At 36.5% G+C, this 15,246-nt stretch carries 15 protein-coding genes; 3 read left to right on the plus strand and 12 right to left on the minus strand.

The features are described 5' to 3' along the window. Window positions 1–10 precede the first annotated feature (10 nt). A complete protein-coding gene (murB, locus tag Q0983_RS10990) occupies window positions 11–1,024 on the minus strand; it encodes a UDP-N-acetylmuramate dehydrogenase (protein WP_299552772.1) in 1,014 nt (337 codons plus the stop codon). Beyond that, window positions 1,024–2,214, minus strand: a complete 1,191-nt coding sequence (locus tag Q0983_RS10995) for a pyridoxal phosphate-dependent aminotransferase (protein WP_299552775.1) — start codon at window positions 2,212–2,214, stop codon at window positions 1,024–1,026. The genes murB and Q0983_RS10995 overlap by 1 nt, the downstream gene beginning before the upstream one ends. A 124-nt stretch (window positions 2,215–2,338) precedes the next feature. Here Q0983_RS10995 and Q0983_RS11000 point away from each other — a divergent pair, with 124 nt between their 5' ends. After that, a complete protein-coding gene (locus tag Q0983_RS11000; protein WP_299552778.1) occupies window positions 2,339–3,679 on the plus strand; it encodes an aspartyl protease family protein in 1,341 nt (446 codons plus the stop codon). A 52-nt stretch (window positions 3,680–3,731) separates the two neighbouring features. On the opposite strand, the gene Q0983_RS11005 is transcribed toward Q0983_RS11000, so the two are convergent. Then, entirely contained in the window at window positions 3,732–4,157 is a 426-nt protein-coding gene (locus Q0983_RS11005) for a DUF1573 domain-containing protein (RefSeq protein ID WP_299552781.1), read from the minus strand. A gap of 411 nt (window positions 4,158–4,568) precedes the next feature. On the opposite strand from Q0983_RS11005, the gene Q0983_RS11010 reads away from it, so the two are divergent. After that, window positions 4,569–7,202, plus strand: coding sequence for a valine--tRNA ligase (locus Q0983_RS11010; RefSeq protein ID WP_299552784.1), 2,634 nt, complete (start codon window positions 4,569–4,571; stop codon window positions 7,200–7,202). A 60-nt stretch (window positions 7,203–7,262) separates the two neighbouring features. Here the strand turns inward: Q0983_RS11010 and Q0983_RS11015 are convergent, their stop codons facing one another. The 9 genes from Q0983_RS11015 to rsfS all read right to left on the minus strand — a co-directional run bounded on the left by Q0983_RS11015 (window position 7,263) and on the right by rsfS (window position 14,415). Then, entirely contained in the window at window positions 7,263–7,793 is a 531-nt protein-coding gene (locus Q0983_RS11015) for a DUF4468 domain-containing protein (protein ID WP_299552787.1), read from the minus strand. A gap of 117 nt (window positions 7,794–7,910) precedes the next feature. Next, window positions 7,911–8,291, minus strand: a complete 381-nt coding sequence (locus Q0983_RS11020) for a VOC family protein (protein ID WP_299552790.1) — start codon at window positions 8,289–8,291, stop codon at window positions 7,911–7,913. Beyond that, window positions 8,288–9,427: a DUF6786 family protein gene (locus tag Q0983_RS11025; RefSeq protein WP_299552793.1), complete on the minus strand. Its 1,140-nt coding sequence runs from the start codon at window positions 9,425–9,427 to the stop codon at window positions 8,288–8,290. The genes Q0983_RS11020 and Q0983_RS11025 overlap by 4 nt, the downstream gene beginning before the upstream one ends. Window positions 9,428–9,442: 15 nt before the next feature. Next, window positions 9,443–9,709, minus strand: coding sequence for an acyl-CoA-binding protein (locus Q0983_RS11030; protein WP_299552796.1), 267 nt, complete (start codon window positions 9,707–9,709; stop codon window positions 9,443–9,445). Next, window positions 9,709–10,359 carry a phosphatidylserine decarboxylase family protein gene (locus Q0983_RS11035; protein ID WP_299552800.1) on the minus strand — a complete coding sequence of 217 codons (651 nt, stop codon included), beginning with the start codon at window positions 10,357–10,359 and terminating at the stop codon, window positions 9,709–9,711. Before Q0983_RS11035 ends, Q0983_RS11030 begins: the two co-directional genes overlap by 1 nt. Further along, window positions 10,349–11,170, minus strand: coding sequence for a phosphatidate cytidylyltransferase (locus Q0983_RS11040; RefSeq protein ID WP_299552802.1), 822 nt, complete (start codon window positions 11,168–11,170; stop codon window positions 10,349–10,351). Before Q0983_RS11040 ends, Q0983_RS11035 begins: the two co-directional genes overlap by 11 nt. 149 nt (window positions 11,171–11,319) lie before the next feature. Beyond that, window positions 11,320–11,928 (minus strand): LUD domain-containing protein, encoded by a 609-nt coding sequence (locus tag Q0983_RS11045; RefSeq protein WP_299552805.1) that lies wholly within the window; start codon window positions 11,926–11,928, stop codon window positions 11,320–11,322. Window positions 11,929–12,048: 120 nt separating this feature from the next. Then, window positions 12,049–14,034: an ATP-dependent zinc metalloprotease FtsH gene (ftsH, locus tag Q0983_RS11050; RefSeq protein ID WP_299552808.1), complete on the minus strand. Its 1,986-nt coding sequence runs from the start codon at window positions 14,032–14,034 to the stop codon at window positions 12,049–12,051. Window positions 14,035–14,043: 9 nt separating this feature from the next. Then, window positions 14,044–14,415: a ribosome silencing factor gene (rsfS, locus tag Q0983_RS11055; protein WP_299552810.1), complete on the minus strand. Its 372-nt coding sequence runs from the start codon at window positions 14,413–14,415 to the stop codon at window positions 14,044–14,046. A gap of 93 nt (window positions 14,416–14,508) precedes the next feature. Between rsfS and Q0983_RS11060 the strand changes: the two genes are divergently transcribed. After that, window positions 14,509–15,237 (plus strand): biotin--[acetyl-CoA-carboxylase] ligase, encoded by a 729-nt coding sequence (locus Q0983_RS11060; protein WP_299552813.1) that lies wholly within the window; start codon window positions 14,509–14,511, stop codon window positions 15,235–15,237. The last annotated feature ends 9 nt before the right edge of the window (window positions 15,238–15,246 follow it).

Raw genomic sequence — 15,246 nt, forward strand, 5'->3', positions numbered from 1 at the left:
TTCTTTGAGATTACAAGATATTTACTTCGGCTTCCATTGAAATGTTGAACAATCTTTTAACGGTTTTCTGGATTAATTTCGAAAGTTTTAAAATATCGGAACCTTTGGCATTTCCATAGTTAACCAATACCAAAGCCTGATTTTTATGTACCCCATAATCTCCAAAACGTTTGCCTTTAAATCCGGCCTTTTCAATGAGCCAGCCTGCAGGAACCTTTACTTGGGTGTCTGAAGCCGGGTAACTTGGTATATCCTCAAAATTTTGAAGCAACTCATTAAACAACGCTTTTGAAATTACCGGGTTTTTAAAGAAACTACCGCTGTTACCAATCTCATTTGGGTTAGGTAATTTACTTTCCCTAATAGCTATGACTGCTTTCGAAATATCCTGAATAGTGGGGCTACCAACCCCCATTTTTTCCAATTCGGAAGTAATGGCTCCGTAATTGGTACTAAGTTGGTGCTTTTGTGAACTCAGTTTAAATATAACACTGGTTATAATGTATTTGCCTTTTTCCTCCTGTTTGAAAATAGAGTTTCTGTATCCGAAATTGCAAGCTTCTTTTGTAAAAGTCTTTAGGGTTTGGGTTTCTACAGACATGGCTTCACAAGACACAAACGTGTCTTTTAACTCCACACCATAGGCACCGATGTTTTGAATAGGGGCCGTACCAACATTTCCCGGGATAAGCGATAGGTTTTCAACACCGCCAAAACCGTTTTCCAAACACCAAAGTACAAATTCATGCCAGTTTTCACCGGCTTTAGCTTTAACTATGGCCGATTGATGGTCTTTAGAAATAATATCTATGCCTCTTAGGTTTATATGAATGACAAGGCCGTCAAAATCTTTGGTGAGCAACATATTGCTGCCACCGCCAAGAATTAACTTATTCGGGTAGGCTTCAAGCTTTAAAACGGCTTTTAATGCTTCAATATCTGAAACAGAAACAAAGTGTTTGGCATGGACATCAATACCAAAAGTATTGTAAGGCTTTAAAGATATGTCTTGCTCAATATGCACTAGTCTTTGTAAACTTTTAAGGCTTCTTTTATAATATTAACGGCTTTAACCAAACTTCTTCTGTTAAGTACGTAAGCAATTCTTATTTGGTTTTTACCGATGCCTTTGGAAGAATAAAATCCGCTGGCCGGTGCCACCATAACCGTTTCATTAGCAACGTCAAAAGACTCTAAAAGCCATTGGGCAAAGTGATCGGCATCTTTTACAGGTAGCTCGGCTATGCAATAAAAAGCCCCATTAGGCGTAGCAACTTTAACACCGTCAATTTTATTTAACTCGGTAATGAGTGTATTTCTCCGGTTGATATATTTATTCTTTACCGCATCAAAATAACTTTGAGGCGTATCCAAAGCAGCTTCACTGGCAATTTGTGCATAGGTTGGCGGACTTAGTCGTGCCTGGGCGAATTTTAAAACGGTTTGAACAATGGTTTCGTTTCTGGATACCAAACAACCCACTCTGGCACCACACATACTATAACGCTTGGAAACAGAGTCTATCATAATGGTATATTCGTCAAGGCCTTCCAATTCCAATATGGAATAATGCGAATGCCCATCATAGGTGAATTCACGATATACTTCATCGGAAATTAAGAACAGGTCGTGACGCTTTACAATATCGGCCAATTGTTTTACTTCTTCTTCGGAATATAAACATCCGGTTGGGTTTCCCGGATTACAGATCATAATGGCCTTTGTTTTGGGCGTGATCAGTTTTTCAAACTCCTCAATGGCCGGTAAAGCAAAATTGTCATCGATCTTTGAAATAATCGGCACCACTTTCACACTTGCTGCCGTGGCAAAAGCAATGTAATTGGCGTAGAACGGTTCACAGATAATGACTTCATCATCTACATCCATAATGCTTCCAAAAATAAAAGCAATAGCTTCGCTGGCACCGGTGGTTACAACAATGTCTTTATGAGATATATTTATGTTATGATACTCATAATAGGCGGCAAGCTTTTGTCTATAAGTTTCCGAACCTTCAGAACGTGAATATGACAAAACCTCTATAGTATTTTCTTTTACTGCCCGTAAAGCTACCTCCGGCGTTTTAATATCGGGTTGACCAATATTAAGATGAAAAATATGCTTACCGTTTTTTATAGCCTGTTCTGCAAACGGTACTAATTTTCGTATAGGAGACTCCGGCATTAATTGCCCCTTTTTAGATATTGTTGGCATCTAATTTTAATTTAATGTGCAAAGTTGAGAAAATTATCTTAAAGTTTTTTTAAAAAAGATGCTTAAATAGTTGGACTAATCAAAAGATTTGTAAATTGATTATATAAATGATACGTACCTTTTAATGCAAAAGTTTTTTATTCTTTTTTTATTCTTTTTTTGTTCGCTTAATTTTTCATCAGCTCAGAACAGATTTATCATTCAAAACAAAAAACAATCAGACAAAATTGGCTTCAAACTCATCAACAATTTAATGGTGGTCCCTGTGGAAGTCAACGGGGTAGAGTTATCGTTTATTTTAGATACCGGTGTTAGTAAACCTATTATTTTCAATTTCTTAAATGTGTCTGATACGTTAAAGATAAAAAATACGGAAACTTTCTTTATACGTGGGTTGGGAGCCGGAGAGCCCGTAGAAGCTTTAAAGTCATCCGGCAATATTTTTAGAATTGGTGATGCTATAAAACTGGATCAGGATTTATATGCCGTTTATGGTTTAGGGATGAATTTTGGACCCAGACTGGGCGTCCCTATCCATGGTATTATAGGTTTGGACCTGTTTAGAGATTTTGTGGTGGAGATCAATTATATATCAAAATACATTAAGTTGACAGAACCCCATAAGTATAAGTATAAAAGCTGTAAAAAATGTGAACGCTTTAACCTGGAGTTTTACAACGATAAACCCTATATAAATGGTAAAGTTTCTTTAAATAATAAAGTAATCCCTGTGAAGCTGTTGATTGATTCCGGAGGGAGTGACAGTTTATGGTTATTTGAAGATGATTCATTGGGCATAGATTCAGGTGATAAATTTTTCAGGGATTTTTTAGGCCATGGTTTAAGCGGAAGTGTTTATGGAAAGCGTGGAAAAGCAGCCTCATTTTTGTTGAAAAGTTTCGAACTTAAAGAACCGAATGTGGCGTATCCCGATGCTACGTCCATTGTTTTTGCCAAAAAAGTTAAAGGTAGAAATGGAAGCATGTCAGGAAATATTCTAAAGCGGTTTAATATTATAATGGACTATAGAAATTCATTGATTACGCTAAAAAAGAATAAAAATTTTAATGAAAAGTTCAGATACAACAAGAGTGGTATTGAGCTGGCTCATAATGGCGTTAGATTTGTTAAAGAGTACGAGGCGATCAAGTATAGATTTAATGAAAATCAGGGAAACAGCGCTAACAATGATGGGGTGCGAATAGTTTTTGACAGGCAATATAAAATGGCATTAAAACCTGCTTACGCTATTGTGGAGCTCAGAGAAGGGTCACCGGCGGAAAAAGCCGGGTTGCAAAAAGGGGATGTTGTTTTGTCAATCAATGGTAAATCCACGCACCAACTGTCTTTACAGCAAATTATGATCATGTTCTATGGCCATTCGGGAAAGTTTATGAAATTGAAGGTGGAAAGAGATACCCGTGTTTTAAGCTATAGTTTTAAATTAGAGAGTTTATTGGAATAAAAAAAAGGCTTGAATCTTGGATTCAAGCCTTTAATTTTTTAAGTATAAACGTTTACTGTTGTACTACACTTTTATTTCTCTTTTCAAGGATACTTGCCTTACTGGAATCAACCACCAAACCTTTGATTTTAAGGGCAACGGTTGGTGTGTTAGCATTAGAAATCACAGTAATGGTCTTTCTTATAGGATTTACTCTATTAGTGTCATACTTTACCTTGATCTCTCCGGTTTTACCAGGCATAATAGGCTCTTTTGGCTTTGAAGGGATCGTACACCCGCAAGATGATTTAACATCAGATATTATAAGTGGGGCGTTTCCGGTATTAGTAAATTCAAAAACTCGAACACCATCAGATCCTTTCTCAATAGTGCCATAATCAATGGTTTCAGTTTTAAACTTTATTTCAGCTACTTTTTCCTGAGCCGTAACAGAAAAACTGATTAACCCGATAAATAAAATTGTAATTAAATGTTTCATTTGTTTAAATTTTTTTTCCTAAAAATGTCCAAAAAAATTGAATACATTACTCATTAGCTTTTGCTTTTATGTTTTTGTATTCGTGAATCTTCGATTTCAGGAACTCACATAAATTTTAATCATTCTTTATTTAAAAGTAGAACGAAGAAAATTTAGGTTCGTTTCATTACTTTTATCTTTTAAATTCTTCGTAAACATAGGTACTTTTTCCACAATCAGCAAAAATATTAGACAAAATACACGTATGTTAACATATTTAACTTGGTTAAAGGTACGTATTACTTTCTCGGTTCTGCATTAAAAAATAGTTAAATTGTAAGTTTTTTATTAACAATTAAAGCCTGATAATAGTTTTCACAGAAAAAGAAATATAAGTACTTTTGCGCACAAAGTCAAAAACTGTTCCAAAGTATGCAAATTCCGTCTAAATATGATGCCAGTCAGGTAGAAAGTAAGTGGTATGATTACTGGATGAAACACAATTATTTTCATTCGGAGCCCGATGAAAGAGAACCCTATACCATAGTCATTCCGCCTCCAAATGTTACTGGCATTCTGCATATGGGGCATATGCTTAATAATACCATTCAGGATGTATTGATTCGCCGTGCACGCCTCCAGGGTAAAAATGCCTGTTGGGTTCCGGGTACGGACCATGCTTCTATAGCTACCGAGGCTAAAGTGGTTGCTAAATTAAAGGAACAGGGCATTGATAAGAACGATTTAACAAGAGACGAGTTTTTAAAGCATGCATGGGACTGGACCCATGAATATGGTGGTGTTATTCTGGAGCAGCTAAAAAAACTGGGATGTTCCTGTGACTGGGAACGTACCAGATTCACCATGGATGGGGATATGAGCGAAGCGGTGATCAAAGTGTTTGTCGACCTGTATAACAAAGGCCTTATTTACAGAGGCTACCGTATGGTCAATTGGGATCCGGAAGCAAAAACAACCTTATCTGATGAAGAGGTTGAGTATATTGACAAGCAAGGGAAGTTATATCATATAAATTATCAGGTTGAAGGTTCTGAAGAGGTGTTGACCATAGCCACAACCAGACCGGAAACTATTTTGGGAGATACGGCTATTTGTATCAATCCGAATGACGAACGTCATACCAGTTTAAAAGGTAAAAAGGCTGTTGTGCCTATCTGTAATCGTGTGATCCCTATTATAGAAGACGATTATGTGGATGTGGAATTTGGTACCGGATGTTTAAAAGTAACACCGGCGCATGATGAAAACGATAAGGTTTTGGGCGATAAGCATAAGCTAGAAGTTGTTGATATCTTTAATGAAGATGCTACACTGAACAGCTATGGTTTGCATTACGAAGGCCTGGACCGTTTTGAAGTTAGAAAGGCCATTGTAAAAGAGCTGGAAGGTTTGGGACTGATCTCTAAAATTGAAGATTATAATAATCGTGTTGGAATTTCAGAGAGAACCAAAGCCATTATTGAACCAAGATTAAGTGACCAGTGGTTCCTTAAAATGGAAGACCTGGTAAAACCGGCTATTAAAGCGGTTTTAGGGGAAAATAACGATATTCAGTTATTCCCAAAGAAATTTGAAAATACCTACCGTCATTGGATGGAAAACATCCGCGATTGGAACATTTCACGTCAGTTGCTTTGGGGACAACAAATCCCGGCATACTATTATGGCGATGGCAAAGAAGATTTTGTGGTTGCGGAAACCATTGAAGAGGCCGTAAAACTAGCTCAGGAAAAAACTTCCAACTCCGGGCTTCAAGCTTCGGACCTAAGACAGGATTCTGACGCCCTGGATACCTGGTTCTCCTCCTGGTTATGGCCTATGAGTGTGTTTGACGGCATCAGAAACCCTGAAAATGAGGATATAAAGTATTATTACCCTACCAACGATTTGGTTACGGGGCCGGATATTCTGTTTTTCTGGGTGGCGCGTATGATCATTGCCGGTTATGAATATAAAGGGAAAGAGCCCTTTAAAAATGTCTATTTAACCGGATTGGTACGTGATAAACAACGTCGAAAAATGAGCAAGTCGTTAGGGAATTCACCGGATGCGCTAAAATTGATTGAAGATTATGGCGCCGGAGGCGTACGTGTTGGTTTATTGTTGAGTTCTGCGGCTGGTAACGATTTATTGTTTGATGAAGCCCTGTGTCAACAAGGAAAAGCTTTTGGTAATAAAGTTTGGAATGCCTTTAGATTGATCAATGGTTGGGAGGTAGCTGATCTAGAACAACCAGATTATGCTAAAGTGAGTATAGATTGGTACACTAATAAATTCCGGAAAAGTTTAGCATTAATTGAAGACCACTACAGCAAATACCGCATTAGTGATGCGTTAATGGAAACGTATAAATTGATCTGGAACGACTTCTGTTCCTGGTTGTTGGAAATGGTAAAACCGGCTTATCAGCAACCGATCGATAGTACTACTTACAATGCTGTTATTGGTTTGTTAGAAGATAATTTAAAGATATTACATCCGTTTATGCCTTTCTTAACAGAGGAAATCTGGCAATATATTACGGAAAGAACCCCGGAAGATGCTTTAATTGTGGCTAAATGGCCGGAATTAAAACCGGTTAATGAAAGGTTGATTGCTGAATTTGATTTTGCAACAGAAGTGGTATCAGGTATCAGAACCATTAGAAAGGAAAAGAATATAGCTTTTAAAGATGCTATCACGTTTTCAGTCATTAATAACGAAAATGTAGCTAATACTTTTGATGAGGTAATCAAGAAGTTGGGAAATCTTGAAAGTATTGAATATGTAAATGAAACTATTGATGGCGCCTTGACATACCGTGTGAAATCAAATGAATATTTTATACCAATGGCTGGTGCTATTGATTTAGAGGCTGAAATTAAAAAGCTTACAGACGAGTTAAATTATACCGAAGGGTTCTTAAAGTCCGTACAAAAGAAACTGTCTAATGAGCGTTTTGTAAACAACGCACCGGAACAGGTAGTGGCCAGTGAAAAGAAAAAAGAAGCCGATGCCTTAGCCAAAATAGAAACTTTAAAAGCCAGTTTGGCGAGTTTGGAATAGGGTTTTTAAAAATACAGGAAGAAACCAAACCCCTAATAAACCCGAAAGGTATTAATGTTTTTAGTTTTTTAACCCGGCGTTTAGTTGCATGCTAAGTTCATTCAATGAACGGGTAATGTCTTTAAGATAATATTTATATTTTTTTATCACTTTTTCTTTATCGAAGAAGATAGCACCATTAGTAAGGTCAAAATCTTTCCAGCCCATATCATATTTACTGTTAAGCTTTAGTTGGATTCGGGTGGGTTCAAACTTGTATTGTTCCTTTTCAAAACTAATATTAATCTTATATTTTACATTGTAATACTGCTTGTTTAAATTCACAGCATTTTCTTTAATAAGGATTACAAGGATGGCCTCATTTTCAATTTTGCTATCTACAAGTAGTCGATATTTAGTTTCATTTTCTTCAATCCATTCTAAGGTTTTTAGGTACAATGCACTTTTAGACAAAGAATCAATTTTTGATATCGAAAGTTTTGGAGTTAATCCCTTGTAGTTGATGGCAAATTCATCCTGGCCGTAAACTAAAACAGTTAATAACAAGTTTAAACAGAGGATTAAATTTTTAATTGTTTTATCTACAGTCATTATTTTGTGATTCGGAAATAGATTATAAAGAAAATGATTAGCAAACTTGTCACATTTAAACGAAGGTAATCGCATATTATTGAAAGCTAAGATTGAAACTATGAAAATCCGTACTGCTTACACAGTTAATTCAATTAAATTGCCTTCAATATCTTCAATGACGCTTTCATAATAACCATCCCCGGTAGTTCTGGGTTCACCAACAACTTTATGTCCGTTTTCTCTAATTAATTCGGTTAAGGTATTTACTTTTTCTTTGCTTCCAACAGAAATGGCAAAATGGGTTAAACCAAAGTTCGTATTTTTCATAAATTCGGACATGTCAGGTTTGTGCATTAATTCTATTCTGGCACCGGTTTTAAATGATAAAAAATAAGAACTGAACTGCTTTATGGGATTGTAGTATTTCTCATTTGAACTTAATTCAAAGTACTTAAGGTAAAACGCCTTCATGGCCTCTATGTCCTTGGTCCAGATAGCTATGTGTTCAATTTTCATAGCTCCACTGTTTTTAATGAAATACCTAGTAATTCAAGTGCTATCCTATTTAGTTCAGAAGGCGTAGCGGAAAGGTGATACACTCGTTGCCAATGTGTTGTGGAGTCCCCCGGATCCATTTCTTTTAATGGCGCATTAGACTCCAGTTCGAAAAAATCGGTGCTATTGTTATAAATAGGAATGGCTTCACCCTTAAAAGGTTCTTCCTGAATACTCACATAAGAGTTTGAATATAAGGTGTCATGTTCCTTTTTGTATGCAACAATAGTGAGTTTGTTTTTTGCTTTGGAGTAGCAACCGTAAATATTGGGGGCAAACTCCGGTGGAACTCCAATTTTGCTTCGGTATTGTCCGTCCGCTTTAAATAGAACCGTATTGTTTTTTACGGTCAATCGCTTACTGTCCATGGTTGCCAGATAAGTTAGAACATCTGATTTTTTTCCGTTGTTCTTAAGCGGTATAATTACGATTGAATCGTCACCGGGATACATACCCGCACTCCATAAACCAGGTAAACCGGTGGCTTTGGTCCAGGCCACTGTATCTAAATTGGTGAGTTTGTGTTTTGTTTCAAACGCCACATGATTAGTAACATGCTTCAGTTCAATGTTTAGATGGTCTTCGATTGTTTCTTTTGAAAGTATGGCGATCTTTCTATTTACCTCCAGGTTAAATGTAGTACCAACAAAGTTGGTAAGCTGCATCTTTTTTGATAATGTTACATGCTTTGCATCTTGATGGATCAGATCATAAGGTGCTGCATCCATGGTGGCCGGAACGTTCCAGTTATCATCGTGAATGGGCTTTATTTGTTGAAAGTAAAATGAGAACTGACTTCCCAGCGGGCCAATCCACAACCGTTCTTCACCACCAATGCTTTTGGCAGGATCTTCAAGTGCCTTTTCGTTTATCCAGCCATTGCTGACGCCTTCAACATTGTCATAAGTACTGGTGAGTATTCTGCCTTGATGAAATGGCGAGATAAGAATTCTGGCATCTCCTTCATTAGAAGTTAATTCTATAACCTCATGTTCGGACTCAAGAAGATTCAGGTAATAGTTATAATTTTTTTTGGTAGGAGCGGAGCAGCTTATTGTTAAAAACAGAAAAGAGAAAATATAAAATAAGTGCTTCATGGAACCAGCCTTGGTTTATTCTCTGTACAAAAAGTACTTATTAACCAGTTCTATATATTTTCTTTTGGCTTCATCTTCCGTGATGTCCTTAGCCTGGAATAAAGCGTTCGTTTTAAAAGCATTGATCAAAGCTTCCCTGCTTCTGGGCCTGCCGTAATCATTAGTAGCTTTTTTGTAATAGGCATACAACTTTAAAAGCGTGTCTGCCGGAAAAGGCTCGGTATGAGCGTTTACTCTGGCAACTGCTTCCTGAAATTCTATGTCTAACTGGTCCTTACTCATTACATTTCCGCAATAACTGTTTCACCTCCACGAACTTTTTGATTCAATGCCACCTTAATATTGGTATCCAACGGTAAAAACAAATCTACCCTGGAACCAAATTTGATAAAACCGGCATCCGCACCTTGCTCAGCCCTATGGTTTTGTTTGGCATAATTTACAATACGTTTTGCCAGGGCACCTGCAATTTGCCTGTAAAGCACTTTACCGTAGGTTTCGTTTTCAACTACTACGGTGGTACGCTCATTTTCTTCACTGGCCTTAGGATGCCATGCCACTAAATATTTCCCCGGATGGTATTTACTAAAAATAACATTGCCACTAATAGGATAACGCGTTACGTGTACGTTTATTGGCGACATAAATACGCTCACCTGAAGCCGCTTTTCCTTAAAATATTCTTTTTCTAAAACTTCTTCAATAACAACTACTTTGCCATCAACAGGTGCTATGACCTGTTTATCGTTTAAAACCGTTTGCCTTTTGGGATTTCTAAAAAACTGAAGGATCAGGATCAATAAAACCAATAGGGCGATTAGCACCAACGTTCTTAACCAGGCAATGGTAATAACACTATCAACCAGTAAAAATGCAGCAACAATGATAACGAATGTTATAAATATGATCTTATGGCCTTCTTTATGAAACATATTGTAAAAGTCTTAAAAATAAATATATAAACGGGGCAGCAAAAATAATACTGTCTAATCGGTCCAACAGACCACCATGGCCAGGCATAATGACACCACTGTCCTTAACGCCGGCTTGTCTTTTGAATTTAGATTCTATTAAGTCTCCCAGCGTACCAAATACACTAATGATAATGCTTAAAATTAGCCAATTAGTAAAGCTTAAGGTCTCTGTAAAGTTAGTAATAAAATAACTTGCTACGCATGAAAAAAATAAACCGCCTAAAAAGCCTTCAACGGTTTTCTTGGGCGAAATTTTAGCGAATAGCTTTTGTTTACCAAAGTTCTTTCCAACCAGAAAAGCAAACGAATCGTTTACCCAAATAAGAATAAACGACCCCAGCAGAATATTTGAGTTGTAAGTGTTTTGATAGTTAGCTATCAATATTAAAAACACAAACGCGCTTGATAAATAAAAGGTTGTTAAGATGAATCTTTTTGAAGCAAAGAGGGGTATGGTTTTTTCTGAAAAGAGATCTTTAATTAAAAAGAGCTCAACAAAAATGGTGATTACCATTAGTATTTGGGTGGCTTCATCTAATCCAAATTGGGTGTTAAGTACCAGTTTCCAATACACAAAAACGAAATAGATGATAACAAAAACAGCATAAGGGATTAGGCTTTTTAATTGAATGAGTTTCTTAAACTCGGCTAAACAAATCAAGCCAAAAACAAAAAAGAGAATGATTAAGGCCTGTTCGTTTTGCAAACAAATAATTAATAATGAAATATAAAGCAAGCCGGAGAAGCCTCTGATAAGAATTTCCTTCACACGTTTAAATTTTAATAATTACAATATTATAAATTATAAAATTAAGAATCCCGATAGCTATCGGGACAACCACTGCGTTCTAACATTAAAAATTTTAAGCATTCCTTTTTGCAAATATATTTTTAAAATTTTTAAATGTTCGTTTTTTTTTACAGATCTTCTAAAAGCAGTAAGTAAAGATTTTTTGCACTGCTACCATAACTTAAAAAATCTTTTTCATCACCAGATTTAAAATGTTTTATGGTGGTGATGTTAGTAGGGATTTTTTGCCTGTTCTTTGATTTAATACCGCGAAGGCCTTCTCCTATGTTTTCAACTATTTGGCTGGTGGTAGCAAATACAATAAAATTAAAAGGCAGTTCTATTAATTTTTTCTCGAAAATCTGTTTTGAGGATATTAATAAGGACCCGTCATTGGCTATTAAATTCTCGCAAGTGGTAAGGAAAAAAGTAGATTCTGTAATTCTTAAAGTTGGGTCCAGGTTTGAGTCTTTGAATTTATCTTTTAAGTTTTCATCAAGAAGTAACACTTTTTTATCATGCCATTTGTTTTCTTCAATGATATTATCCAGATTTTGAAAAACTTCGTTTAAGTCTTCACAATACAGGAACTTTCCACCATTAGCTTTAAAGTTTATGGTAAACCTTTCGTCTATTGGCAGCTTAATTTCCGGCATGTATTTGCCTCTTTCTTCAGATTTTAATTCCGCCTTTGAATGTTCAGATTTGGAACCAAAAATTTTTCTAAAAAGACTCATTTAGTGACTGCTATTAACCCAATTCTTTTTGTTGATTATCAAAGATAAAAAATCTTAAACTAACCTTAAGGTTAATTTAAGATTTTTACTAAAAGCTTAACAAAATATATGTATTTCAGCTTATTTGCCCGAAACTTCTGTCGTTTCAGAGCCTTCGGTTTTTTCTTCGCTTTTTACTTCTGCTTCTTCTTTTTCAAAAGCACGTTTACCAAAAATGCGTTCCAGGTTATCTTTAAAAATCACTTCTTTATCAAGAAGTTCTTCGGCAAGTTCCGTAAGTTTATCTTTGTTAGCTTCTAAAAGTGCCACAGCCCTGTCATACTGCTCTTCAATGATATCCGAGATTTCTTTGTCAATTAATTCGGCGGTCTGTTCGCTATACGGCTTTGTAAAACCATATTCGCTTTGGCCGGAAGAATCGTAATAGGTAAGGTTACCAATTTTATCACTAAGCCCGTAAATGGTCACCATAGCTCTGGCCTGTTTGGTAACCTTTTCCAGGTCAGATAAAGCGCCTGTAGATATTTTACCAAAAATAACCTGTTCCGCAGCTCTGCCTCCCAGGGCGGCACACATTTCATCTAACATTTGTTCCGGGCGGACAATCAGTCTTTCTTCCGGTAAATACCAGGCAGCTCCCAAGGAACGACCTCTTGGTACAATAGTAACTTTTACCAAAGGTGCTGCATGTTCCAACATCCAGCTTACAGTGGCGTGGCCTGCTTCATGGAAAGCAACCGCTTTTTTCTCGCTAGGCGTAATGATCTTATTTTTCTTTTCCAAACCACCAATAATTCTATCGACAGCATCAAGGAAGTCTTGTTTGTCAACCTCTTTTTTACCATTTCTGGCCGCTATTAGAGCGGCTTCATTACAAACGTTAGCAATATCGGCTCCTGAAAAACCGGGGGTTTGTTTTGAAAGAAAATCGGTATCTAAGTCCTTAGCCTTTTTTAAGGGTCTTAAGTGTACTTCAAAAATTTCTTTGCGTTCGCGAACATCGGGAAGGTCCACATAGATCTGCCTGTCAAAACGGCCGGCACGCATCAACGCTTTATCTAAAATATCGGCTCTGTTGGTAGCAGCCAATACAATCACATTGGTATTGGTACCAAAACCATCCATTTCTGTTAAAAGCTGATTTAATGTGTTTTCACGTTCATCGTTGCTTCCGGACATGGCATTCTTTCCCCGGGCCCTACCAATGGCGTCAATTTCATCAATAAAAATAATGGAGGGTGATTTTTCTTTGGCTTGTTTGAACAAATCACGGACACGCGATGCTCCCACACCCACAAACATCTCCACAAAATCTGAACCTGATAATGAGAAGAAAGGTACTTTGGCCTCACCTGCAACAGCTTTTGCCAGGAGGGTCTTTCCGGTTCCCGGAGGCCCTACAAGTAAAGCTCCTTTAGGGATTTTTCCACCTAAAGTGGTATATTTTTCAGGGAATTTCAAGAAGTCCACAATTTCCTGAACTTCCTCCTTAGCACCTTCCAAACCGGCTACATCTTTGAATGATGTCTTTACTTCCGTGTTCTGGTCAAAAAGTTTTGCCTTGGATTTTCCAATGTTAAAAATTTGTCCGCCTGCGCCACCACCGGCACCACCGGACATTCTCCTCATAATGAAAATCCAAACGCCGATCAACAGGATAAAAGGGAGTATTCCGATAAGCAGATTTCCAAAAGTATCGGTTTCGGTATCAAATTCAACAACCGGTTTAGTATCTAAATCTTCAATGATTTCGTTTAAACGGTTTTCAAAGTTTTGAAGGTCCCCAAATTCAAACTTATAGTTGGGTAACGCACTTACCGACGGGATAAACGGTTGCTGCTTTGAGCTTTTGTGTTCCTCTTTAGATTCGGCCTCATCTGTTAAATACACTCTTGCAACACGGGTATTCTTTACAATATCTATTTTTTCAACATCGCCATTGGCTAAAAATTTGAAAAAATCTGAGGTTGTAGTTTTAGAACCACCGCTACTGCTGCTGTCACCAAACAGTTGAAATCCTAAAAAAAGAGCAATTAAAATACCGTAAATCCAGTAAGGACTAAATTTTGGTTTCTTCTCTTTTATATTTTTTTTATCGTTTGCCATGTAATCTTTTTAATAACTTGTTTCTATTACTGTTGTTTTAGCATCCCCCCAAAGACTTTCAATATCATAATATTCTCTAACATGCTTTTGAAATACATGTACAACAACATTAACGTAATCTATTAAAACCCATTCTGCATTGTCTACACCTTCCGTATGCCAAGGTTTGTCTTTAAGCTCTTTACTTACTCTTTTATGTATGGAGTTAACTATGGCGTTTACTTGAGTGTTTGAAGTCCCTTCACATATTATAAAGTAGTCGCAAACAGTATTCTCAATATCTCTTAAATCTAAAATATTTATTTCTTGCCCTTTAACATCTTCAATGCCACTTATAATTACTGATATTAATTGATCTGCGCTTATTTTTTCTTTCGCCATTAAATTTATTTAATTTGTACAAAGTTATTATTTTTTTAATTCTTTATACTTTAAAAAAATCATAAGATTTTAAAGCTTAACAATAACCTTTTCATGCATATAATCAAACTTAATGCCATCGATTCTACAAATAGTTATTTGCGCAGGTATCTGGCTAAGAATAAGGTTGAAGATTATACAGTTGTCATAGCAGATGAACAGACCAACGGAAGAGGGCAAATGGGCACTTCCTGGAATTCAGAAGCGTCTAAGAACCTCACTTTTAGCATGTTTAAGGATTTAAGCATCCATGTTGTAGAGTTCCCTTTTTATATTAGTATGGCTATTTCTCTGGCCATTTTAAAGGCATTAAAATCGTTTAATATTCCGGATTTACGTATTAAATGGCCAAACGACATTTTGTCAGCAGACAAAAAGATTTGCGGCATTTTAATCGAAAATGTCATAAAAAATAAATTAGACTCCACCATTATAGGTATTGGAGTTAATGTAAACCAGACCAGGTTTGATGGACTTCCGAAAGCGGCATCTTTAAAAAATATAACGGGTGTTCATTACGATTTGGATGAGGTCTTACATCGTATAATGACCCATACAAAGGCATATTCTTTGCTTTTACAGGAGGGAGCATATGATACGGTTAAAAACGAATATGAAGCTAATTTGTTTAGAAAAGGCAAACCTTCAACATTTAAAGATGCTGAAGGGAACCTGTTTTCCGGATTTGTAAAAGGTGTTACCAAATACGGTAAGCTTATGGTAATTTTAGAAGACGAAGTTGTGAAAAAGTTTGATCTAAAAGAAGTACAGTTGCTGTACTAGTATTTGGTC

Origin of the sequence: Seonamhaeicola sp., from assembly GCF_028281565.1 — a bacterium.
Classification (GTDB): Bacteria; Bacteroidota; Bacteroidia; order Flavobacteriales; family Flavobacteriaceae; genus Seonamhaeicola.